13 protein-coding genes are annotated in these 19,610 nt (G+C 53.7%); 6 read left to right on the plus strand and 7 right to left on the minus strand.

All coding sequences use genetic code 11. From position 1 onward, the window contains the following. Window position 1: 1 nt before the first annotated feature. Window positions 2-1,921: an ATP-dependent zinc metalloprotease FtsH gene (gene ftsH / locus GALF_RS11215; protein ID WP_013294180.1), complete on the minus strand. Its 1,920-nt coding sequence runs from the start codon at window positions 1,919-1,921 to the stop codon at window positions 2-4. A gap of 57 nt (window positions 1,922-1,978) precedes the next feature. After that, the gene (rlmE, locus tag GALF_RS11220) at window positions 1,979-2,599 is read right to left on the minus strand and encodes a 23S rRNA (uridine(2552)-2'-O)-methyltransferase RlmE (RefSeq protein WP_013294181.1); all 621 of its coding nucleotides are present in this window, start codon (window positions 2,597-2,599) and stop codon (window positions 1,979-1,981) included. A 38-nt stretch (window positions 2,600-2,637) separates the two neighbouring features. Between rlmE and GALF_RS11225 the strand changes: the two genes are divergently transcribed. Then, a complete protein-coding gene (locus GALF_RS11225) occupies window positions 2,638-2,988 on the plus strand; it encodes a YhbY family RNA-binding protein (protein ID WP_013294182.1) in 351 nt (116 codons plus the stop codon). A gap of 81 nt (window positions 2,989-3,069) precedes the next feature. Here GALF_RS11225 and greA read toward each other — a convergent pair whose 3' ends face one another. From greA to carA, 3 genes are all read right to left on the minus strand, one after another. After that, window positions 3,070-3,546: a transcription elongation factor GreA gene (gene greA / locus GALF_RS11230; RefSeq protein ID WP_013294183.1), complete on the minus strand. Its 477-nt coding sequence runs from the start codon at window positions 3,544-3,546 to the stop codon at window positions 3,070-3,072. 55 nt (window positions 3,547-3,601) lie between these two features. After that, the gene (gene carB / locus GALF_RS11235; protein WP_013294184.1) at window positions 3,602-6,829 is read right to left on the minus strand and encodes a carbamoyl-phosphate synthase large subunit; all 3,228 of its coding nucleotides are present in this window, start codon (window positions 6,827-6,829) and stop codon (window positions 3,602-3,604) included. An 81-nt stretch (window positions 6,830-6,910) separates the two neighbouring features. After that, window positions 6,911-8,038 (minus strand): glutamine-hydrolyzing carbamoyl-phosphate synthase small subunit, encoded by a 1,128-nt coding sequence (carA, locus tag GALF_RS11240; protein ID WP_013294185.1) that lies wholly within the window; start codon window positions 8,036-8,038, stop codon window positions 6,911-6,913. A gap of 190 nt (window positions 8,039-8,228) precedes the next feature. On the opposite strand from carA, the gene GALF_RS11245 reads away from it, so the two are divergent. From GALF_RS11245 to GALF_RS11260, 4 genes are all read left to right on the plus strand, one after another. After that, entirely contained in the window at window positions 8,229-8,762 is a 534-nt protein-coding gene (locus GALF_RS11245; protein ID WP_013294186.1) for a manganese efflux pump MntP, read from the plus strand. Window positions 8,763-8,886: 124 nt separating this feature from the next. Then, on the plus strand, window positions 8,887-12,867 hold the full coding sequence (locus GALF_RS15095; protein ID WP_013294187.1) for a CHASE domain-containing protein: 3,981 nt from the start codon (window positions 8,887-8,889) through the stop codon (window positions 12,865-12,867). Between the two features lie 204 nt (window positions 12,868-13,071). Then, the gene (locus GALF_RS11255) at window positions 13,072-13,539 is read left to right on the plus strand and encodes a response regulator (protein WP_013294188.1); all 468 of its coding nucleotides are present in this window, start codon (window positions 13,072-13,074) and stop codon (window positions 13,537-13,539) included. Then, a complete protein-coding gene (locus tag GALF_RS11260) occupies window positions 13,536-14,891 on the plus strand; it encodes a GGDEF domain-containing response regulator (protein WP_013294189.1) in 1,356 nt (451 codons plus the stop codon). The genes GALF_RS11255 and GALF_RS11260 overlap by 4 nt, the downstream gene beginning before the upstream one ends. Before the next feature lie 46 nt (window positions 14,892-14,937). On the opposite strand, the gene GALF_RS11265 is transcribed toward GALF_RS11260, so the two are convergent. Beyond that, on the minus strand, window positions 14,938-15,270 hold the full coding sequence (locus GALF_RS11265) for a PsiF family protein (RefSeq protein WP_013294190.1): 333 nt from the start codon (window positions 15,268-15,270) through the stop codon (window positions 14,938-14,940). Between the two features lie 146 nt (window positions 15,271-15,416). Here GALF_RS11265 and GALF_RS11270 point away from each other — a divergent pair, with 146 nt between their 5' ends. After that, the gene (locus GALF_RS11270; RefSeq protein WP_013294191.1) at window positions 15,417-16,220 is read left to right on the plus strand and encodes an RMD1 family protein; all 804 of its coding nucleotides are present in this window, start codon (window positions 15,417-15,419) and stop codon (window positions 16,218-16,220) included. A 6-nt stretch (window positions 16,221-16,226) separates the two neighbouring features. Here the strand turns inward: GALF_RS11270 and GALF_RS11275 are convergent, their stop codons facing one another. After that, a complete protein-coding gene (locus GALF_RS11275) occupies window positions 16,227-19,529 on the minus strand; it encodes a DEAD/DEAH box helicase (protein WP_013294192.1) in 3,303 nt (1,100 codons plus the stop codon). Window positions 19,530-19,610: the final 81 nt, after the last annotated feature.

The raw sequence follows: 19,610 nt of genomic DNA on the forward strand, positions 1-19,610 counted from the left end.
TTTAGGTTTCCTGAGCGGGTTGAGTCGGCGCAGCTGGTGCAGCCGGCGTCACCGCGGGTGCGGTAGGAGCCTGATCTTCTGGCGGTTTCGGTGTCTTGCTGTATTGACTAGGCTTCGGCGGACGCGGCGGATTGCCATCCATGATGTCGTTGATCTGATCGGCGTCTATCGTTTCCCATTCCAGCAGGGCATGCGTCATCGCCTCGATCTTGTCGCGATGCGTTTCGATCAGATTGCGCGCAAGCGCATACTGCTGATCGATGATGCGACGAATTTCGATATCGACTTTTTGCATAGTCGCCTCGGAGATGTTCTTGTGCGTCGTCACAGAACGCCCCAGAAAAACTTCACCCTCATTTTCGCCGTACACCATAGGGCCCAAGGCGTCTGACATCCCCCATTGCGTCACCATCTTGCGCGCCATATCGGTCGCGCGTTCGAAATCGTTCGAGGCACCGGTGGTCATCTGATTCATGAAAATTTCTTCGGCAATACGACCGCCGAACAACACCGCGAGAGTGGACAATATGCGTTCTTTGTCCATGCTGTAACGGTCTTCAGACGGCAATTGCATCGTCAAGCCCAGCGCGCGACCGCGCGGAATAATGGTCACTTTGTGCACCGGATCCGTCTTGGGCATCAGTTTTGCAACCACCGCATGGCCCGACTCATGATAGGCGGTATTGCGGCGTTCTTCCTCCGGCATCACCATTGAACGACGCTCGGCGCCCATAAAGATTTTATCTTTAGCCGCTTCAAAATCATCCATTTCAACAAAACGCTTGGCACGGCGCGCCGCAAACAGCGCTGCCTCGTTCACCAGATTGGCCAGATCCGCACCCGACATACCGGGTGTGCCGCGTGCGATCACATTGCCATCCACGTCCGGTGCGCACGGCACTTTACGCATATGTACGGCAAGGATTTGTTCGCGACCGCGAATGTCCGGCAACGGCACCGTCACTTGACGATCGAAACGCCCGGGGCGCAACAAGGCCGCATCCAGCACGTCAGGACGATTGGTCGCAGCAATCACGATCACGCCACTTGCGCCTTCGAAACCGTCCATCTCAACGAGCAGCGCGTTCAGTGTCTGTTCGCGCTCATCGTTACCGCCACCGACCCCCGCGCCGCGCTGACGGCCAACCGCATCGATTTCATCGATAAAGATGATGCAGGGAGACTGCTTCTTGGCTTGCTCAAACATGTCACGCACACGCGCGGCACCCACACCGACAAACATTTCAACGAAGTCGGAGCCGGAAATCGAAAAGAACGGCACCTTGGCTTCACCCGCAATCGCCTTGGCGAGCAGCGTTTTACCGGTACCCGGGCTACCCACCATCAGCACGCCGCGCGGAATGCGTCCGCCCAGATTCTGAAATTTGGTCGGATCGCGCAGGAAGTCCACCAGTTCGGAGACTTCTTCCTTCGCTTCATCACACCCTGCCACATCGGCAAAAGTGACGCGTTCTTTGGCTTCATCGAGCATGCGTGCGCGCGATTTTCCGAATGAAAATGCACCGCCTTTTCCGCCCCCCTGCATCTGACGCATGAAAAACACCCAGACGCCGATCAGCAAAATCATCGGAAACCATGACACAAATATGTTCATCAGGAAGGACTGCTCTTCTTCTGGCTTAGCTTCGACATTGACGCCGTTTTTGAGCAGGTCCGAGACCATCCACAAATCGCTGGGCGCATAGGTGCTGATGCGTTTGCCTTCCGTCGTCGTCGCGGTCAGCGTACGACCTTCGATCACAACTTTGGCGATCTGACCCTTTTTGACTTCATCGAGGAATTGCGAATAATCAAGATGTCCCTGCGCCGACTGCTGCTGGCGCGTATTGAACTGGTTGAATACCGTCATCAAGACAAAGGCGACAACCAGCCAGATAGCGATGCTTTTAAAATTATTCAAGATATTTCCTTTTACGCGCAACTTCCGAGGTTGATCATTAGACTATGTATCCGCTCATTACTCAAGTTTTCCGGTGCCCAACAGATACACTTCGCTACTACGATCACGCGAAGCTTTGGGTTTGCGCGCCACCACACGAGTAAACTTTGTGCGCATTAATTTCATATAGGCTTCGAATCCTGTCCCTTGGAACACTTTAACCAGAAAACTACCATCCCGGGTCAGGTGATCAAAGGCGAATTCCATCGCCAGTTCCGCAAGATAGATCGAACGATCCTGATCGACAGCACTCACGCCGCTAAAGTTGGGGGCCATATCCGAAATTACAAGTCCTACGGGTTTGCCTTGCAAACTTTCTTCCAGCTTTTTTAAGACCGCTTCATCCCGAAAATCCCCCTGAATGAATTCGACACCGCGCAATGGTTCGAGCGGCAACAGATCGAGCGCGATCACCTTACCGGTCTCTCCCATAATTGCGCCCGCCACCTGACACCAGCCGCCGGGCGTCGCGCCCAGATCTACGATCACCATGCCGGGTTTGATCAGATGATCCTTCTCATTGATCTCGATTAATTTATACGCTGCGCGCGAACGATAGCCATCTTTTTGTGCCTGCTGCACAAAAGGATCATTAATATGCTCTCGCATCCACTGTTTACTGGTTTTGGATGGCTTCATCGTTTAGAATCCGTGCCTGAGATATTATTGAGAAAATTATGCTAGAGCTTACCGTAACAGAACGCCTTACCCTGAAGGGTCGCGCGCACCAATTAAAACCCACTGTCATGATAGGCAACGCCGGTCTGACTGAATCCGTCCTGAAGGAAATCAGCGTGAGTTTAAAGCAGCACGAACTCATCAAAATTCGCGTCATGGCCGAACGTGCCGACCGCGAAACGATGCTGACCGAAATTTGCACGCAGCTCAATGCTGCACCGGTACAGCATATCGGCAAAATTCTGGTGATTTACCTGCCAAAACCTGATGCTGAAAAAATCGAAATCCGTCAAATGCCGCGCCACAAGGGCAAAAAACCGTTGACCAAAAAGCAACTCGGCAACCGTTAAGTCAGCAAGCGGGGCGGCACTTCGTGCCTTAGTAGAGAGTGGCTTTCCACTTACCACTCTCTACTTACCACTTCCCCGCCTCTAGATGTACTGAACCTCGATCAATTCGTATTCCCTGATGCCGCCCGGCGTCTTCACTTCAGCCACATCGCCACTGCTCTTACCGATCAAAGCACGTGCAATCGGTGAGCTGATCGAAATTTTACGCGCCTTGATATCCGCCTCATCGTCGCCGACGATCTGATAGGTCACCACATCACCGCTATTCATTTCTTCCAGAATCACCGTTGAGCCAAACACGCAGCGACCATTGGCGTTGAGCGTCTTTGGATCGATGATCTGCGCGCTACCCAACTTGCCTTCCAGCTCGATGATGCGCCCTTCGACAAAGCCCTGACGGTCCTTGGCTGCTTCGTATTCGGCATTCTCGGACAGATCGCCCTGAGCGCGCGCTTCCGATATCGCATTAATGACCCAGGGACGCTCTACCGTTTTGAGTTTATGTAACTCCTGGCGCATTTTATCCGCGCCAACCAAAGTCAAAGGAATCTTGATCATACTGAAACTCACCTAATTGTTAGTTGTTAGTTGTTGTCGCTCTGCGTCATTCGTTTTAACTAACGACTGCTTTTCGCTTATGTTGAGACTGCACGTCATAGACTTGCAAATCATCCAGATGATGCATACCGATACAGGCGGCACGTGCACCTGCCAGTGTGGTGTAATAAGTTACCCGCCCCTGCAACGCCGCATGACGGATCGAGTAGGAATCACGCATCACGGCAGGCTTGCTGTCCACCGTGTTGATAATCAGATTCACTTCACCATTTTTAACCATATCGACGATATGAGGACGACCTTCGGCCACCTTGTTAACCGATTTCACCGGCACGCCTGCCGCAGAGATGGCCGCTGCCGTACCGCGCGTGGCGAGTATGGTAAAGCCCAATTCGGCCAGTGAACGCGCCACATCCACGGCACCGGGCTTATCGGCTTCGCGCACACTGATAAAGACGTTGCCGCTCTTAGGCAATTTAACGCTCGCCGCCAGCTGCGACTTGACGAAGGCTTCGGCAAACGTCTCACCCACCCCCATCACTTCGCCAGTGGACTTCATCTCAGGACCTAAGATCGTATCGACGCCCGGGAACTTGATGAACGGGAATACCGCTTCTTTCACCGAATAATACGGTGGCACAACTTCACCCGTGACACCCTGCTCTGCGAGACTTTGCCCCGCCATGCAGCGCGCGGCAATCTTTGCCAGCGGCACACCGGTCGCCTTGGAGACGAACGGCACGGTGCGCGAGGCGCGCGGATTGACTTCCAGCACGTAGACCGTCTCGCCTTGAATCGCGAACTGCACGTTCATCAAGCCCACCACGTTGAGCGCACGCGCCATCGCAACCGTTTGGCGGCGCAATTCATTTTGCATCGCCACCGGCAAACTGAACGGCGGCAAGGAACAGGCTGAATCGCCCGAATGCACGCCCGCTTCTTCAATATGTTCCATGATGCCGCCGATGATCACATCGACCCCGTCGGACACCGCATCCACATCCACCTCGATCGCATCGTTCAAGAAGCGGTCCAGCAAAATGGGCAGACGTTCAGGATAGGTCTTGGACATGATCTCCGCGTCGCGCATATAGCGCTCCAGATCCACCTGTTCGTGGATAATCTCCATCGCACGACCACCCAGCACATTCGATGGCCGCATCACCAGCGGATAGCCAATGGCTGCCGCGCCAGCCAAGCCTTCGGCCACCGTACTTGCCGTACGGTTAGGCGGCTGCTTCAATTCTAGCGCCATCAGCATCTGCTTAAAGCGCTCGCGATCTTCCGCGCAGTCGATCATGTCGGGCGTTGTACCGATAATCGGCACACCGTTCTTCTCCAGACCGCGCGCCAGACTGAGTGGCGTCTGACCGCCGTATTGCACGATCACACCGACCGGTTTTTCGACGGCGACCACTTCGAGCACATCTTCCAAAGTCAACGGCTCGAAATACAAGCGATCCGAGGTGTCATAATCGGTCGATACGGTTTCAGGGTTACAGTTGACCATGATGGTTTCATAGCCGTCTTCGCGCATCGCCAACGCCGCATGTACGCAGCAATAGTCAAATTCGATCCCTTGACCGATACGATTCGGCCCGCCGCCCAACACCATGATTTTCTTGTTGTTGGTCGGGTTCGCTTCGCATTCCTCTTCATAGGTGGAATACATATAGGCGGTGTCGGTCGAAAACTCGGCAGCGCAGGTATCCACGCGCTTGTAAACCGGACGTACGCCCAGCGCATGGCGATAGGCGCGCAAGGCGGACGGATCCGTTTCCAGCAAATCGGCCAGACGCGCATCGGCAAATCCGCTGCGTTTTAACGTGCGCATCTCATCGGCATTCACGCTTTCCAGCGGACGCCCGAGGAGTGTTGCCTCCTGACGAATCAAATCAGCGATCTGCACCAAAAACCAGCGATCAATTTTGCTGACGTTGAACACCTCCTCGACGCTCATTCCCAAACGGAAAGCATCGGACACCGCCCAGATGCGGGATGGTCCCGGATTGCGCAATTCGGCAGTCACCGCATCGAGATTATCGAATTTGCTATCCAGTCCGTTAACGCCCACTTCCAGACCGCGCAGCGCTTTCTGGAAAGACTCCTGAAAGGTGCGACCGATGGCCATCACTTCACCCACCGATTTCATCTGGGTCGTTAGGCGATCGTTGGCCTGCGGGAATTTTTCAAACGCAAAGCGCGGAATCTTGGTGACCACGTAATCGATGGCAGGCTCAAATGAGGCTGGTGTCGCGCCGCCCGTGATGTCGTTCTGCAATTCGTCCAGCGTAAACCCCACCGCCAGCTTAGCGGCGATCTTGGCGATTGGAAAACCGGTCGCCTTGGAGGCCAGTGCGGATGAGCGCGACACACGCGGATTCATCTCGATCACCACCATGCGCCCGTCGTCCGGATTAATGGAGAACTGCACGTTCGACCCGCCGGTCTCGACACCGATTTCGCGCAGCACCGCTAAAGAGGCATCGCGCAGAATCTGGTATTCCTTATCGGTCAGCGTCAACGCTGGCGCAACGGTGATCGAGTCTCCCGTGTGCACGCCCATCGGGTCCAAATTTTCAATCGAGCAGATGATGATGCAATTATCATTGCGATCGCGCACCACTTCCATCTCGTATTCTTTCCAGCCCAGCAGAGATTCTTCGATCAACAGCTCGCTGGTCGGCGAGGCTTCAAGTCCGCGCTCGCAGATTTCCAGAAATTCTTCGCGGTTATACGCAATGCCGCCGCCGCTGCCACCCATCGTGAAAGAGGGACGAATAACGGTCGGAAAACCCATCACCTGCTGCACCTGCAACGCCTCTTCCATGCTGTGCGCAATCGCCGAACGGGCGGATGCGAGACCGATACGGGTCATCGCCTGTTTGAATTTCTCACGGTCTTCCGCCATGTCGATCGCTTCACGCGACGCGCCTATCATCTCGACGTTGTATTTTTCCAGCACGCCGTGATGCGCCAGATCCAACGCGCAATTCAATGCGGTCTGACCGCCCATGGTCGGCAAAATCGCGTCCGGGCGCTCCTTGGCGATAATCTTCTCGACGATCTGCCAAGTGATCGGTTCAATATAAGTCGCATCCGCCATGTCAGGATCTGTCATGATGGTGGCCGGATTCGAATTGACCAGCACCACGCGATAGCCTTCTTCGCGCAGCGCCTTACAGGCTTGCGCACCGGAATAGTCGAACTCGCACGCCTGCCCGATGACGATAGGGCCCGCGCCGATGATCAGTATGGATTTTATATCTGTACGTTTTGGCATATTTTTTCGGGAAGAGGAAAGCGGGAAGCGTTTTGGAGCTCAGGTTTTACCCTTCACCCTTCACCCTTCACCAGCCTTCTCTTACTTCCGCCCCTCCATCATCTCAACAAATTTATCGAACAAGCCGTCCACATCGTGCGGACCCGGACTCGCTTCCGGATGCCCCTGAAAACAGAACGCAGGTTTATCCGTCAATTCAAAACCTTGCAGCGTGCCATCGAACAAAGAGATATGCGTCGCACGCGCATTCGCAGGCAAAGACGCCGCATCCACCGCAAAACCGTGATTCTGGCTGGTGATCATCACCTGCCGGGTCGCCAGATCCTGCACCGGATGATTCGCGCCGCGATGACCGAATTTCATTTTGACCGTTTTAGCGCCCACAGCCAGACCCAAGATCTGATGCCCCAGACAAATACCGAACAACGGAACGCCTGCCGCCAGCACGCTTTGCGTCGCGGCAATCGCATAGTCGCAAGGCTCAGGGTCGCCCGGGCCATTTGACAGAAAAATGCCATCCGGCTTCATCGCCAGCACCGTCGCGGCCGGCGTCTTTGCCGGTACAACGGTGATTTTGCAGCCACGCGCGGCCAACATACGCAGGATATTGCGCTTAACCCCAAAGTCGTAAGCGACCACATGAAATTCAGGTGATCCTGCTTCACTGTAGCCTGCTGCCAGATCCCACTCGCCCTGATTCCACTCATAAGGCGTATCGCAAGTAACCACCTGCGCCAGATCCATACCGGCAAGCCCGGCAAATCCGCGCGCGGCTGCCAGCGCCGCCACTTCGTCTGTACCGCTGGCGATACACCCGCTCTGAGCCCCCTTTTCACGCAGAATGCGCGTAAGTTTACGCGTATCGATACCAGCGATCGCAACCACATCGTTCGCTTTAAGGTACTCCGGCAGCGATTGCGTGCAGCGCCAGTTACTCACCGTCAAAGACAGATCGCGTATCACCAGACCGCTGGCGAACACCTGACGCGATTCAACATCCTCGTCATTGATTCCGACATTACCGATATGCGGGCACGTCAGCGTCACAATCTGGCGACAATAAGAAGGATCAGTGAGTATTTCCTGATAGCCCGTCATCGACGTGTTGAATACGACCTCGCCGCTGCGGCTTCCGGAAGCCCCGATAGACACACCGCGAAACACCGTCCCATCGGCAAGCACAAGAATTGCAGGATTCGTTTGCGTCACCAGACACCCCCCAAGATAAACATCAACTAGCTAGACATAAAGAAGCGGGAAGAACCGTGAGTTCATCCCGCAAAAGATTGACCGGCATTATAGCGGAATAGCGAGTCAGCATCAAACACAAGCGCATCGTTCAGCGGGCGGGTCTGAGGATGTTATACAATTCGACTCCGACAAAACTTGCAGGATAGACATGTTTGAAGTCATTGTTTTAGCGATCGCTCTGAGCATGGATGCCTTCGCCGTCTCTATCGGCTTGGGCTCAAAGGACGCCAGCAAAAATCTGGGCATAAAAGCCGGAATTTATTTTGGCGTTTTTCAGGCACTGATGCCCTTCATCGGCTATATGGGCGGACGCGGGGTATTAGGATGGGTCGATGCTTACGCCCACGGAATCGCCTTCGGACTGCTGGCGCTGATCGGCGCAAAAATGATATACGAAGGCCTGCAAGAGGGTGTTGAGGCGGACATTCAAGCGATCACTCACAAAATGATGCTGATGCTAGCCATTGCCACCAGTATCGATGCGATGGCCGCAGGCTTCAGCCTGACACTACTTAACGTAAATGCCTACTTAGCCTGCCTCATCATCGGTGTCACAACCTTTACCTTTAGCTGGGCCGGCGTCAAAATTGGCCGGCGCAGCGGCACCTGGCTTGAGAGTCGCGCAGAGATTTTCGGCGGCACCGTGCTAATACTGATCGGCATCAAAATATTGATACGCTAACGCACGCCATCAACACGACCCCCAAATCAATTACTCCCGCTTGCCTAGGCAACCATATAGGAATATTCTTACAAGCAAACCAGAAAATCGGCCGGCCGCCGAATAACCACCCTGTTACGCGCCATTGAAACCAGTCAATTTCATTTTAGCCGCCTCACCCAAAATTCTGCTGTTAGCCGGAATTTATTTTCTACTGGGTGTCGCATCACAACAGCTGGCTATTCCGCCAGGCTATGCATCTGCCGTTTTTCCCGCCGCAGGGGTCGCCCTAGCCGTCATTCTTCATAGCGGCTACCGCCTGCTACCCGGCATCTGGACAGGCTCGTTCTGCCTCAACTTGTGGATTGCATCCTGCTCCGGCGGCATAGACGACAAAACCATTTTAATCGCAGCGATTGTTGCATCGGGTGCAACACTACAAACCGGCGTTGCCGCCCTGCTGATCCGCCGCCTCTTAAAAGGCAACTGGCACAATCTGGACAGCGATACCGACATCATCCGTTTTTTGCTGCTCGCCGGCCCCGTGGCCTGCCTGATCTCCAGCTCCTGGGCGACGGTCACACTGACGATGTCAGGCGTCATCTCAGACCATGCATGGCTGTTTAACTGGAGCAACTGGTGGGTTGGAGATTCAGTCGGTGCCATGTTATTCGCACCGCTGACGCTCATACTACTGCAGCGGCGCGGCAATACTGAAAAATCCAGAATTACCAACGTCGCCATCCCCACCCTGCTGGTCACCGCAGGCATTGTTGCCTTGTTTGTTTATGTATCCGGCATCGAGGCAATCAAGGTCAGGCAACATATTGCAGAGCATGGTCGCACGGTCTCCGACCAGCTAAAAAGTCGGATCATTTCCTATCATGAGGTGATTGCCTCGCTGGACAATTACCTGCAAGCCACACCCGACATCAACCGCTTAAAATTTGAACGCTATACACAAAGTTTTTTTGAGGATCACCCGGATTTAATGGCGCTGAGCTGGAACCCGCTGATCCCTCAAAAATCACGGCGACAGTTTGAACAGACGCTCTCTAACGAATACAGCCCGGCCCGACTGACAATTACCGAACGAAATTTGCAAAATCAACTCGTATCCGCCAACGTCCGTGATCAGTATGTGGCAATCGGTTACATCAGCCCGCTACAGTCCAATCGCAAAGCATTAGGATTTGACATTTTATCCAATCCGATGCGCGCAGAGGCGATTGAGCGCGCCATAAATTCAGGGCAAATGGCCGCGACAGCGCCCATACAACTGGTTCAAGATTCCACGGCCAATGCAGGCGTTTTACTACTGCACCCAGTCTATCGCAATCACACCTCTGCCACAGGCCACAACAAAATAGCACCGCGAGGTTTTGCCGTTGGCGTGTTCCGTATCGATAAAATGCTCTCTGAGCTTGCCGTTAAAAACATACCGGCTGAACTAGCATTTAGTCTGCATGACACCGCTGCGCCATCTGAAAACCAGACCTTATATCGCCTGAATGTCAACCGCCCGCTGCTGAGCGAATATACATGGGAAAGCGATGTCGCTATCGGCGGACGCGCCTGGCACATCACGCTGTCCCCGACGCGCGCCTATCTTGAGGAAAATCGATCATTCCTGCCATGGATTGTCCTCGCAGCAGGCCTAACGCTGGTCAGTCTGCTACAGGCTTTTTTACTGGCCATCACCGGGCGCACTTCAATTGTTCAGCGCACTGTCGATCAGCAGACGCAAATACTGCTTGAAAGCGAACAGCGGCTGCGCAAACAAAATGAAAAAAATCTCGCGATTTTACACAATGCCAGTGACGGCATACACCTGCTCAACGCCAGCGGCGATCTCATTGAAGCCAGCGATTCGTTCTTCACCATGCTAGGCTACCAGCGCGAAGAAATGATCAATATGCACGTATCACAATGGGATGCATTATTAACGGGTCCTGAGCTAGCGCAGACCATCCAACTGCAATTTGAAAAAAAGGAACGCTCCCAGTTTCAGACCGTCCACCGCCGCAAAGATGGCAGCACGCTTGACGTCGAAATCAGCAGTTTTCCGCTCGAACTCGATGGTGAAATAGTCCTGTTTTATTCCTCAAGAGATATCACCGCACGCCGCATTATAGAAGCCTCGCTACAACAACAACTGATGTTCACCCGCGCGCTCAACACAATCTCACGAACCTTTGTCGAGCAGGAAGAAAACGCGCTTTTGCTAACCCGCACGGTCGTCAACGTCGGTGCAGCGCTCGGCGCCGACCGCGCGCTGATTTACGATATCAATTTCGAGACACAGAAAATCATCGGCCTGTCTGAATATCTCAATCCTGAACACGCCGATATCACCGCGACACTTGCCACCTATCCACTGCAGCTATTTTTCGGCGGTGCCAGTGAAATCATGTCAACGCATCGCTGGATCATAAGCCAGCGCGATGATATTGAACCTCATCTGGCGCTAGACGGGTCGGGCGATATACTGCACCGGCAAATGAACATTCAAAGCCTGCTCTGGTATCCGTTCGCGTTCCATAACAACGGCTTCCACCTGCTGGCGCTGAATCATATTCACGCAAAAAAAATCTGGTCTGCCGAAGAGCTCGAGTTTATTGAATCGGTCAGCCATCTGGTCAGTTTTGAGCTTGAAAAAATTCGCCTGACCGATGCACGAAAATGCGCGGATGCCGAACGGGACCGCCTGCTGAAAATCATCGAGGATGCACCCGACTTTATTGCAACGTGCGATATGCAGAACCGTCTAAAATACCTGAACGCAGCCGGCGCGAAACTGGTCGGCCTGCCCGACAATGCCGACTTGTCTGCTTTAAAAATTAGCGACATGCACCCTGAATGGGCGACACAAAAAATGTTGAACGAGGACATTCCCGTTGTACTTGAACAGGGCGTATGGCAGGGTGAAACCGCCTTGCTCCACCGCGATGGACATGAAACACCCGCATCTCAGGTATTACTCGTGCATCGCGACGCCGATGGCAATCCAGAATACTTATCCACTATTATCCGCGACATCTCCGGACTGAAAAAATATGAGAAGGCCCTCCTTAACAACGAACAAAACCTGCTCAATATTCTCAAGCTGAGCCCCATCGCCGTTCGTATCGCCGTCGACCGTGGTCAAAAGGTCGCTTTTTGCAATCCGCGCTACGCCGATCTGATTAAAAGCGAAGATCCTCTGGGCGATACCCCTACAAAATACTATGCCAATGTCGCCGATTATCACGCTATCCTTGATGAGCTTGCCAAAGGCAACAGCGTACTCAATCGCATGGTCGAGTTGAACATTCCCGGCGGCACCACCACCTGGGCGCTGGCCTCTTATATGCCGATGCAATACGATGGTGCCGATGCGGTGTTAGGCTGGTTCTATGACATTTCAGATCGCAAAGAGGCCGAAACGGAACTGCTACGCTCCAACATTGAACTTGAGCAATTTAGCTATGCCATTTCTCACGATATGCGCCAGCCGCTACGCATGATTTCAAGTTATCTGCAACTGCTGGAAATGAGCCTCGCGGATCAACTGAACGATGAAAATCGCGATTACATTCAGTATGCCGTCGAGGGGGCAAAACGCATTGATCAGATGCTCATCGCCCTGCTCGAATACTCACGTGTCGGGCGGATGAATGAAGATAAAGCATGGCATGAAAGCCGCACCCTGCTTGATGAAGCCCTGCTGTTTTTGCAACCTGCCATCAGCGAGGCACAGGCGAAAATCACCCTCAGCGGCGACTGGCCCCCCTTATTTGCCAACGGTGATGAAATCACCCGGCTGTTACAGAACCTGATCGGCAATGCCGTCAAATACCGGATCGCCGGACGCCCCCCCGAAATCAACCTCGACGGCGTGCGAGTCAATCATGAATGGCATTTATGCATCAGCGATAACGGCATTGGCATAGCGCCGGGTCAAATCAAGCGCCTGTTTCAAGTCTTTCAGCGATTACAGTCGCGCGAAGTGTATCAAGGCACCGGCATTGGTCTGGCCTTATGCCGTAAAATTGCCGAACATCACGGCGGTCGAATCTGGGTAGAATCATCAGGTGAAGGAATGGGCAGCAGATTTTTTGTCGCTCTGCCACTCACGGACTTATAAACAATGCCACATTTAAAAATTTTCGCCCTCTCCCTTTGGCAGTTGTGCAGCGCACGTCGCGTCTTCGCGCCGCACTGGAGCGATATACAACTTGGCTTTAAATACAGCCCCCGTCCAATGTCGCTGGCAGTCACGCCAGCACACCGACGCTGCGGCCCGAATACCACTTTTAATCGATACGTTCATAACGGATGAGGAAATAGAATGAACGACAAAATCACGACCGACCAGCCGTTTGTTATTTTGCTGGTGGAAGACGAGAAAACGGATGCGCAACTGGTTAAATGGGCACTGAAACAAAATCAAATCAAGGCTGATATGCGTCAGGCATTTGACGGCTATGAAGCGTTGGCATTTTTACGCAAGCAAACGGGTAGCTTTGCTAATGCACCACGCCCCAACCTGGTTCTACTCGACCTGAATATGCCACGCATGAACGGACTGGAATGTCTGGCTGAAATTAAAAAAGATGCAGCCCTGCGTGACATTCCCGTCGTCATCCTGTCAACCTCGTATGCACACAGTGACATCATCGCTGCCAATGAACTGGGGGCCGCCGACTATGTCAGCAAACCGATGGATATTCACGAGTTAAGTGCCTCCATCCGCATGCTGGCCGAACGCTGGATCTTCCCGTTAACGAACATGGCTGGCAATACCGAAATGCTATGAATACACTGCCCTTAAAACCGCTGTCTATCCTGGCCGTCGAAGACGATCCCGGTGATTTTGGATTAATCCGTGCGCATGTGCGCTTGTCAGGACTCTGCGCCAAAGATGACAAGGAAGCCGTGATCTGGGCGAAAATATTAGCCGGTGGCGTCGTTGCCGCACAAAAATCGCATCCTGATATCATTTTGCTCGATCTGTCCTTACCTGATTCTGCCGGCATGGATACCGTACACGCCATGCGTAGCGCACATCCGGGCACACCCATCGTCGTTTTGACAGGTCATGATGACTACGATCTGGCCAATGCCGCGCTGCAAGCAGGCGCTCAAGACTATCTGGTCAAAGGCCACTTTGATCACAATGCACTAGGCCGAGCCATACGCTACGCACTGGTACGCATCCAGCTCGAATCTCGCCTGCGCCTCTCCGAAGTCGCCTTAAATGCGGTCGCCAACGGGATCGTTATCACTGATCAGCATGCTCAGATCGAATGGGTTAATCCTGCCTTCACCCGGCTAACCGGATATACGCTGGAGGAAGCAATCGGCAATAAGCCGGGAGACTTGGTTAAATCGGGACATCACAGTGAGTCTTTTTATCAAGACATGTGGCAGACCATACTATCAGGGCAGGCATGGAATGCCGAAATGCTTAACCGGCGCAAGGATGGCTCACACTATGACGAGTCGCTCCATATCACGCCCGTGATCTCCGAAAACGGCTCGATCCTGCATTTTGTTGCCATCATGCAGGATATCACTGAGCGAAAACGCACGGATGAAACGATACGCAATCTGGCATTTTATGACACGCTTACAAAACTTCCCAACCGTCGTCTGCTCAATGAGCACTTAAACCGCGCCATAGCATCGAGTCGCCGCAACAATCACTACAACGCATTGATGTTCCTCGACCTTGATAATTTCAAACCGCTCAACGATACCTACGGGCATGTGATAGGCGACCAGCTGTTGGTAGAAGCCGCGCACAGACTTAAGGCCTGTGTGCGCGAAATCGATACTGTAGCGAGATTCGGGGGAGATGAGTTCATTATTTTGCTCAGCGAACTCACCGAAAATGAAAGCGAATCGACCATTCAGACTGGGATTATCGCCGAAAAAATTCGCGATATTTTATCCGCTCCCTATTTCCTGAAAACGACGCCGCATCAAATTATGCCACCGCACAGCATCGAACATCACTGCACGGCCAGTATTGGCGTCTCCGTATTTACAGGGCACTCAACCACAGCGGAAACGGCCATCTTGCAAGCCGATAAGGCCATGTATCAGGCAAAAGAACGCGGCCGGAATCTCGTCGTTTTTAATCAGGATTTACACGACCCGGATTAACCGCCCCCCAACAAAAAAGCGCACTGAGTGCGCTTTTTTGTTGGGATTACTCGCCTTTCAAACAGTTCTTCATGAATGCCTTGCGCTCATCACCCTTGAGTGCTTGGGTCTTGGCATCCGCATTGCAGGACTTCATTTTATTCTGTCGCGCGGCAGGTAGAGCGGCCTTCTCTTCCGGCTTAGCTCCCTCAGCAGCCTTCAGGGTGTAGTCTTTTTTCAGACACTTGCTCATGAAAGCCTTGCGCTCGTCACCTTTGAGCGCGTCCGCTTTCGCCTCCGCATTGCATCCTTTCATTTTTTCCTGTTGCGCACCCGCAAAAACGGGTGCTGATACGGTCACAAATAATCCCAAACAAGCCACTGCGATCAATTTTTTCATGAGTATCTCCTTGATTAGTCGATTGTATCCCCCCGGATCGGGACGTTTCAGCATCAAACTGAAACGCGGCCATTATAGCCATAATTACCGCCCGCGGTTCAAAGGTACAATACACCCTTCGTACACTAATATTCCTGTGAGTGGCCATGGAACTCAAACTCAACACCCGGCAGGATCTCAAGGCACGCGCCCTGCTGCTGGGCGACCGTCTCGACCTGAAATCCTTCAAGATCGCTGATTGTCTGGCGACCACGCCGCTGACACTGGAAATAGACAGCGAAGGCGGCATCGCGGTACTGTTTCGCTACGGGGTCGTGGTGCTGTTCGGCGTGCCGATCGTCGATGAGGTGCGCTTTATCGACACGCTCAAAACACTACTCACGAACCCCTCTTCTTCACCTGAAACCGAGGAGATGGAAATCCACAGCGGCAGAAACAGCATCGGCGTGCAAAGCGGTGCGGTCTCGCTTGACACGATCACTTTGGAAAAACTGCAAATCATCGCTGACGCGCTGAGCAAAAATCTCGTGTTGACGCTGTATGAAAACAAAGTCGCCGGGGAATTCGACAAGATTGAGCCTTTAGCGCAGGAACTGGCGCTGCATGGCCGGGTCAGCGCAGGTGCTAAAAATCTGCTCTCCAAGATCGGACATATGCTGCTGATCCAGCACCGCATGGTGGGCCGCGCCGAAATCGGCGACAAACCCGAAACGCTGTGGAATTTTCCCCACTTGGGCGGCCTGTACGCCAGTCTCGAGGACGAATTCGAATTACAGGAGAGACAATCAGCCTTAAATCGCAAGCTGGGGCTGATCTCCGATACCGCACAAACGCTGGCGGATGTGTGGGACAACAAGCAACTGCACAAGCTCGAATGGTATGTGATCGGCCTGATCCTGTTCGAAATCATCCTGAGCCTGCACGACCGGCTCGGGAAATTTCTGAACTAGCAGTGGCTATTCTTCCTCGTCTTTGGGCAAGGGCGCGAGCAACGCGGCAATGTCCGCCTCGCCAAACTTCGTAAGCCCCGCACTGTCCTCAGATAAGATACCAGCGGCTAACTCCGCCTTTTTTTCCTGCAAGGCGAGGATTTTTTCCTCGATGCTGCCGGCCACTACCAGTTTATAGACGAACACATTCTTGGTCTGCCCCAGCCGGTGTGCGCGATCGGTCGCCTGATTTTCTACGGCCGGATTCCACCAGGGGTCATAGTGAATGACCGTGTCTGCCGATGTCAGATTGAGCCCGACCCCGCCCGCTTTCAGACTGATCAGGAAAATGGGCACTTCACCGTCCTGAAACTGGCGCACCACCTCTTCGCGGTTTTGCGTATCTCCGGTGAGTTTCACATAGGTGAGTTTTTCCTTGGTCAGCTCGCCCTCAATCAGCTCCAGCATCGAGGTAAATTGAGAAAATACCAGAATGCGCCGGCCTTCACTGACCAACTCCGGCAACATTTCCATCAGCAGATCGAGTTTGGCGTGCTCCTTGACCTTTTTTGCGCTGGTCAATTTGAGCAGGCGCGGGTCGCAGCAGACCTGACGCAACTTGAGCAGCGCATCGAGAATAATGATATGACTGCGCGCAAAACCTTTTTCGGCGATTTCCTCGCGTACCCGCTGATCCATTGCGATGCGCACCGTCTCATACAGGTCGCGCTGCGTTCCCGACAATTCGACGGTGCGCACGATCAGCGTCTTAGGTGGCAATTCTGTTGCCACATCTTCCTTGCGGCGGCGCATGATGAAAGGCCGCACGCGTTGTGCCAGCAAATCGCGTCGCATGCGGTTGCCGTGTTTTTCGATCGGCGTGCGCCATGTTTTGGTGAAACTTTTGGCATCACCCAATAAGCCCGGCAGCAAAAAGTCAAACTGTGCCCACAATTCGCCCAGATGATTCTCAAGCGGTGTGCCGGTCAGACACAAGCGGTGGCGCGCATTCAGACGGCGCACCACTTGCGCGGCCTGACTGGAGACATTCTTGACCGTTTGCGCCTCATCCAGAATCAACAGATGATAGTTATGCTCGAGCAAGGCTGCCTCATCGCGCCACAACAACGGGTAGGTGGTGAGAATCACATCGTGTTCAGCGATCAACGGGAAATGCTCCGCCCGCTCCTTGCCATGCAGGGACAACATCTTGAGTTCAGGGGCAAAACGCTCGGCTTCACGCTTCCAGTTAAAAATCAGCGAAGTCGGCAACACCACTAAAGACGGCCGGTCCATGCGGCCCGACTGTTTTTCCAGCAACAGATGCGCGAGCGTCTGGGCCGTTTTACCTAAGCCCATATCGTCAGCCAGTATGCCGGCTAAGCCCTGTTGGCGCAGAAATTGCAGCCAGGCCAGACCTTCGAGCTGATAATGACGCAGTTGCAGCGCGAAGCCCGCGGGCGGCTCGACGGCTTCAATTCCGTTGGTATTTTTGAGTTTTTCGGCAAGACTCGCCACTGCGTCCACGCCCTTGAACTGCCAGCGTTCCATCCCGGCAAGTGCATCGATGCGCGCAACGTCGTAACGGGACAGGCGGAGTTCGTCACCCGGTGCTTTGCCATCGAACAATTCAATCAGCGTGCGGGCCAGCGGTTTGATGCGCTCCGCCGGTACATTAACTCGCCCGCCTTCCGGCAATTGCAGTTGGATCGGTTCGCTGTCCTTCATCCGGTCGAGCAAAATCGCATCCAGCCAGCGCGGATCGACCTTGAACAACTCATGCAGCATAGGTGCTAACGCCAGCCGCTGACCGTTGACCACAATGCCCATGTTCAGGCTGAACCAGCCATCTTCCTGCTCATCGAACTCGCCGACCCACGCTTCCACTTCCAGCACATGGTGCCGGAATCCCTGTGGAATGACGATATCCCAGCCGGCCGCCTTCATGTCAATCAGCGCGATCTTCATAAATTGAGGCCACGCTTTTTCACTCTCCAAACCATACATCGTCTGATCCGGGATCGCGCCTGCCATGCCGAACCGCGACATCTCCTCCAATCCGTAGCGCCCCAGCGACTGAATAAATCGCTGTTCAAGTTTTTGATCCCGCTTAACCCGCACAGTCTCACCATTGGCCAAGGAAACAAATTCCCCCGGATGATCGGGCCGCAAAACGGCCTCGCCATAGCGAAATTCCACGCAGGCCCAGTCGCGCACTTGAGTACCGAAACCATAGCCGCGAAATCGCCCCATGTAAGCAGGCAAAGAAGTATCGAGAAACAGCATCGGCACAGGGGTTGTATCTAGCGCACGCAGACGCGCTGTGGTCGGTGCCGGCAAATCAGGTACCATTTCACGCAGCATGTCCGACACCACGGGCACATCAATTTCACGCAACGGCGGCATGCTGAGCAATTGGGCGATTTGTGCCGGTGTCTGAGACAATTTGAGCAGACCGATCTCACCCGCGCCGGTATCCAGATACCAGGTTGCATCCGGCAGCGGCAACACGACAACCGTCGCACCACTGCGAATAATTCTGGGCACCATGCGACCGGATTCATCGGCCCCCCAGTCTAACTTCGCCTCCCTCACCGCACCCTGTTTAATGCGGATCGGCGCAGACAGCACATAACGATTGCCGGCGACTCTTTCCATACAGAAAAGTCGCCCGCTCTCAATCACGCTCAGCAAAATCTCGTTACCCTGTTTACCCAGCAGAATATTGCCGTCAAACTTCTCGCGCTGCCTGAGTAACATGCGCAAAACCGCCAGATCCTCATCAGCGACAAACAGCGGCGGCTTAATCAAGGCACGCTCGATATTGTTCCACTCTTCTAACTGGGCAGGTATCGCGCCGTCAGCGGACATCTTCGCTTTATAGGTGCCAATAAAATAGCCGTCCGAATACATCGTTTTTTGCAATACATAACATAAGCGTTCGGTACGTTGGACCGGTTTGGGCTTCCTTTTAGCGGGCACCGCCTGCGCTTTGCGGAACGCCTCCACCCAGTCCAGCAATGCCGGATTAACCACCGGCGCGCGCGGCAGCGCCAAGGCCGACAACAGGACAGCTGCCGTGTGTTTGCATTTATATCCGACCGGACAGCTGCAGGCAGGCTTCACACCCGGCAGGCCCGAGGTATCGTCAGCAAATTGAATATCAACCGAATAGGGCAGCTTTGCCGTACCTTTGACCTGCGCAGTAATTCTGTCGGGCTGAACCGTCAACTGAGTGATTGAATTCAGGTATGCCTTGGCTTTGTGCAACTCAGGCATGGAATACCAGCGAGTGACATCGGCGAGCGTATAGGTCTTGGCAAGTGACATAGAGGACCGTGGTTTAAAACCGCGCAAAAAAGCAATCGCGGATTATAGCGTGCTGCACGGTTCGGGGTAAGGCTGATAAAA

The organism is Gallionella capsiferriformans ES-2 (assembly GCF_000145255.1).
In the GTDB taxonomy this organism is placed as follows: domain Bacteria; phylum Pseudomonadota; class Gammaproteobacteria; order Burkholderiales; family Gallionellaceae; genus Gallionella; species Gallionella capsiferriformans.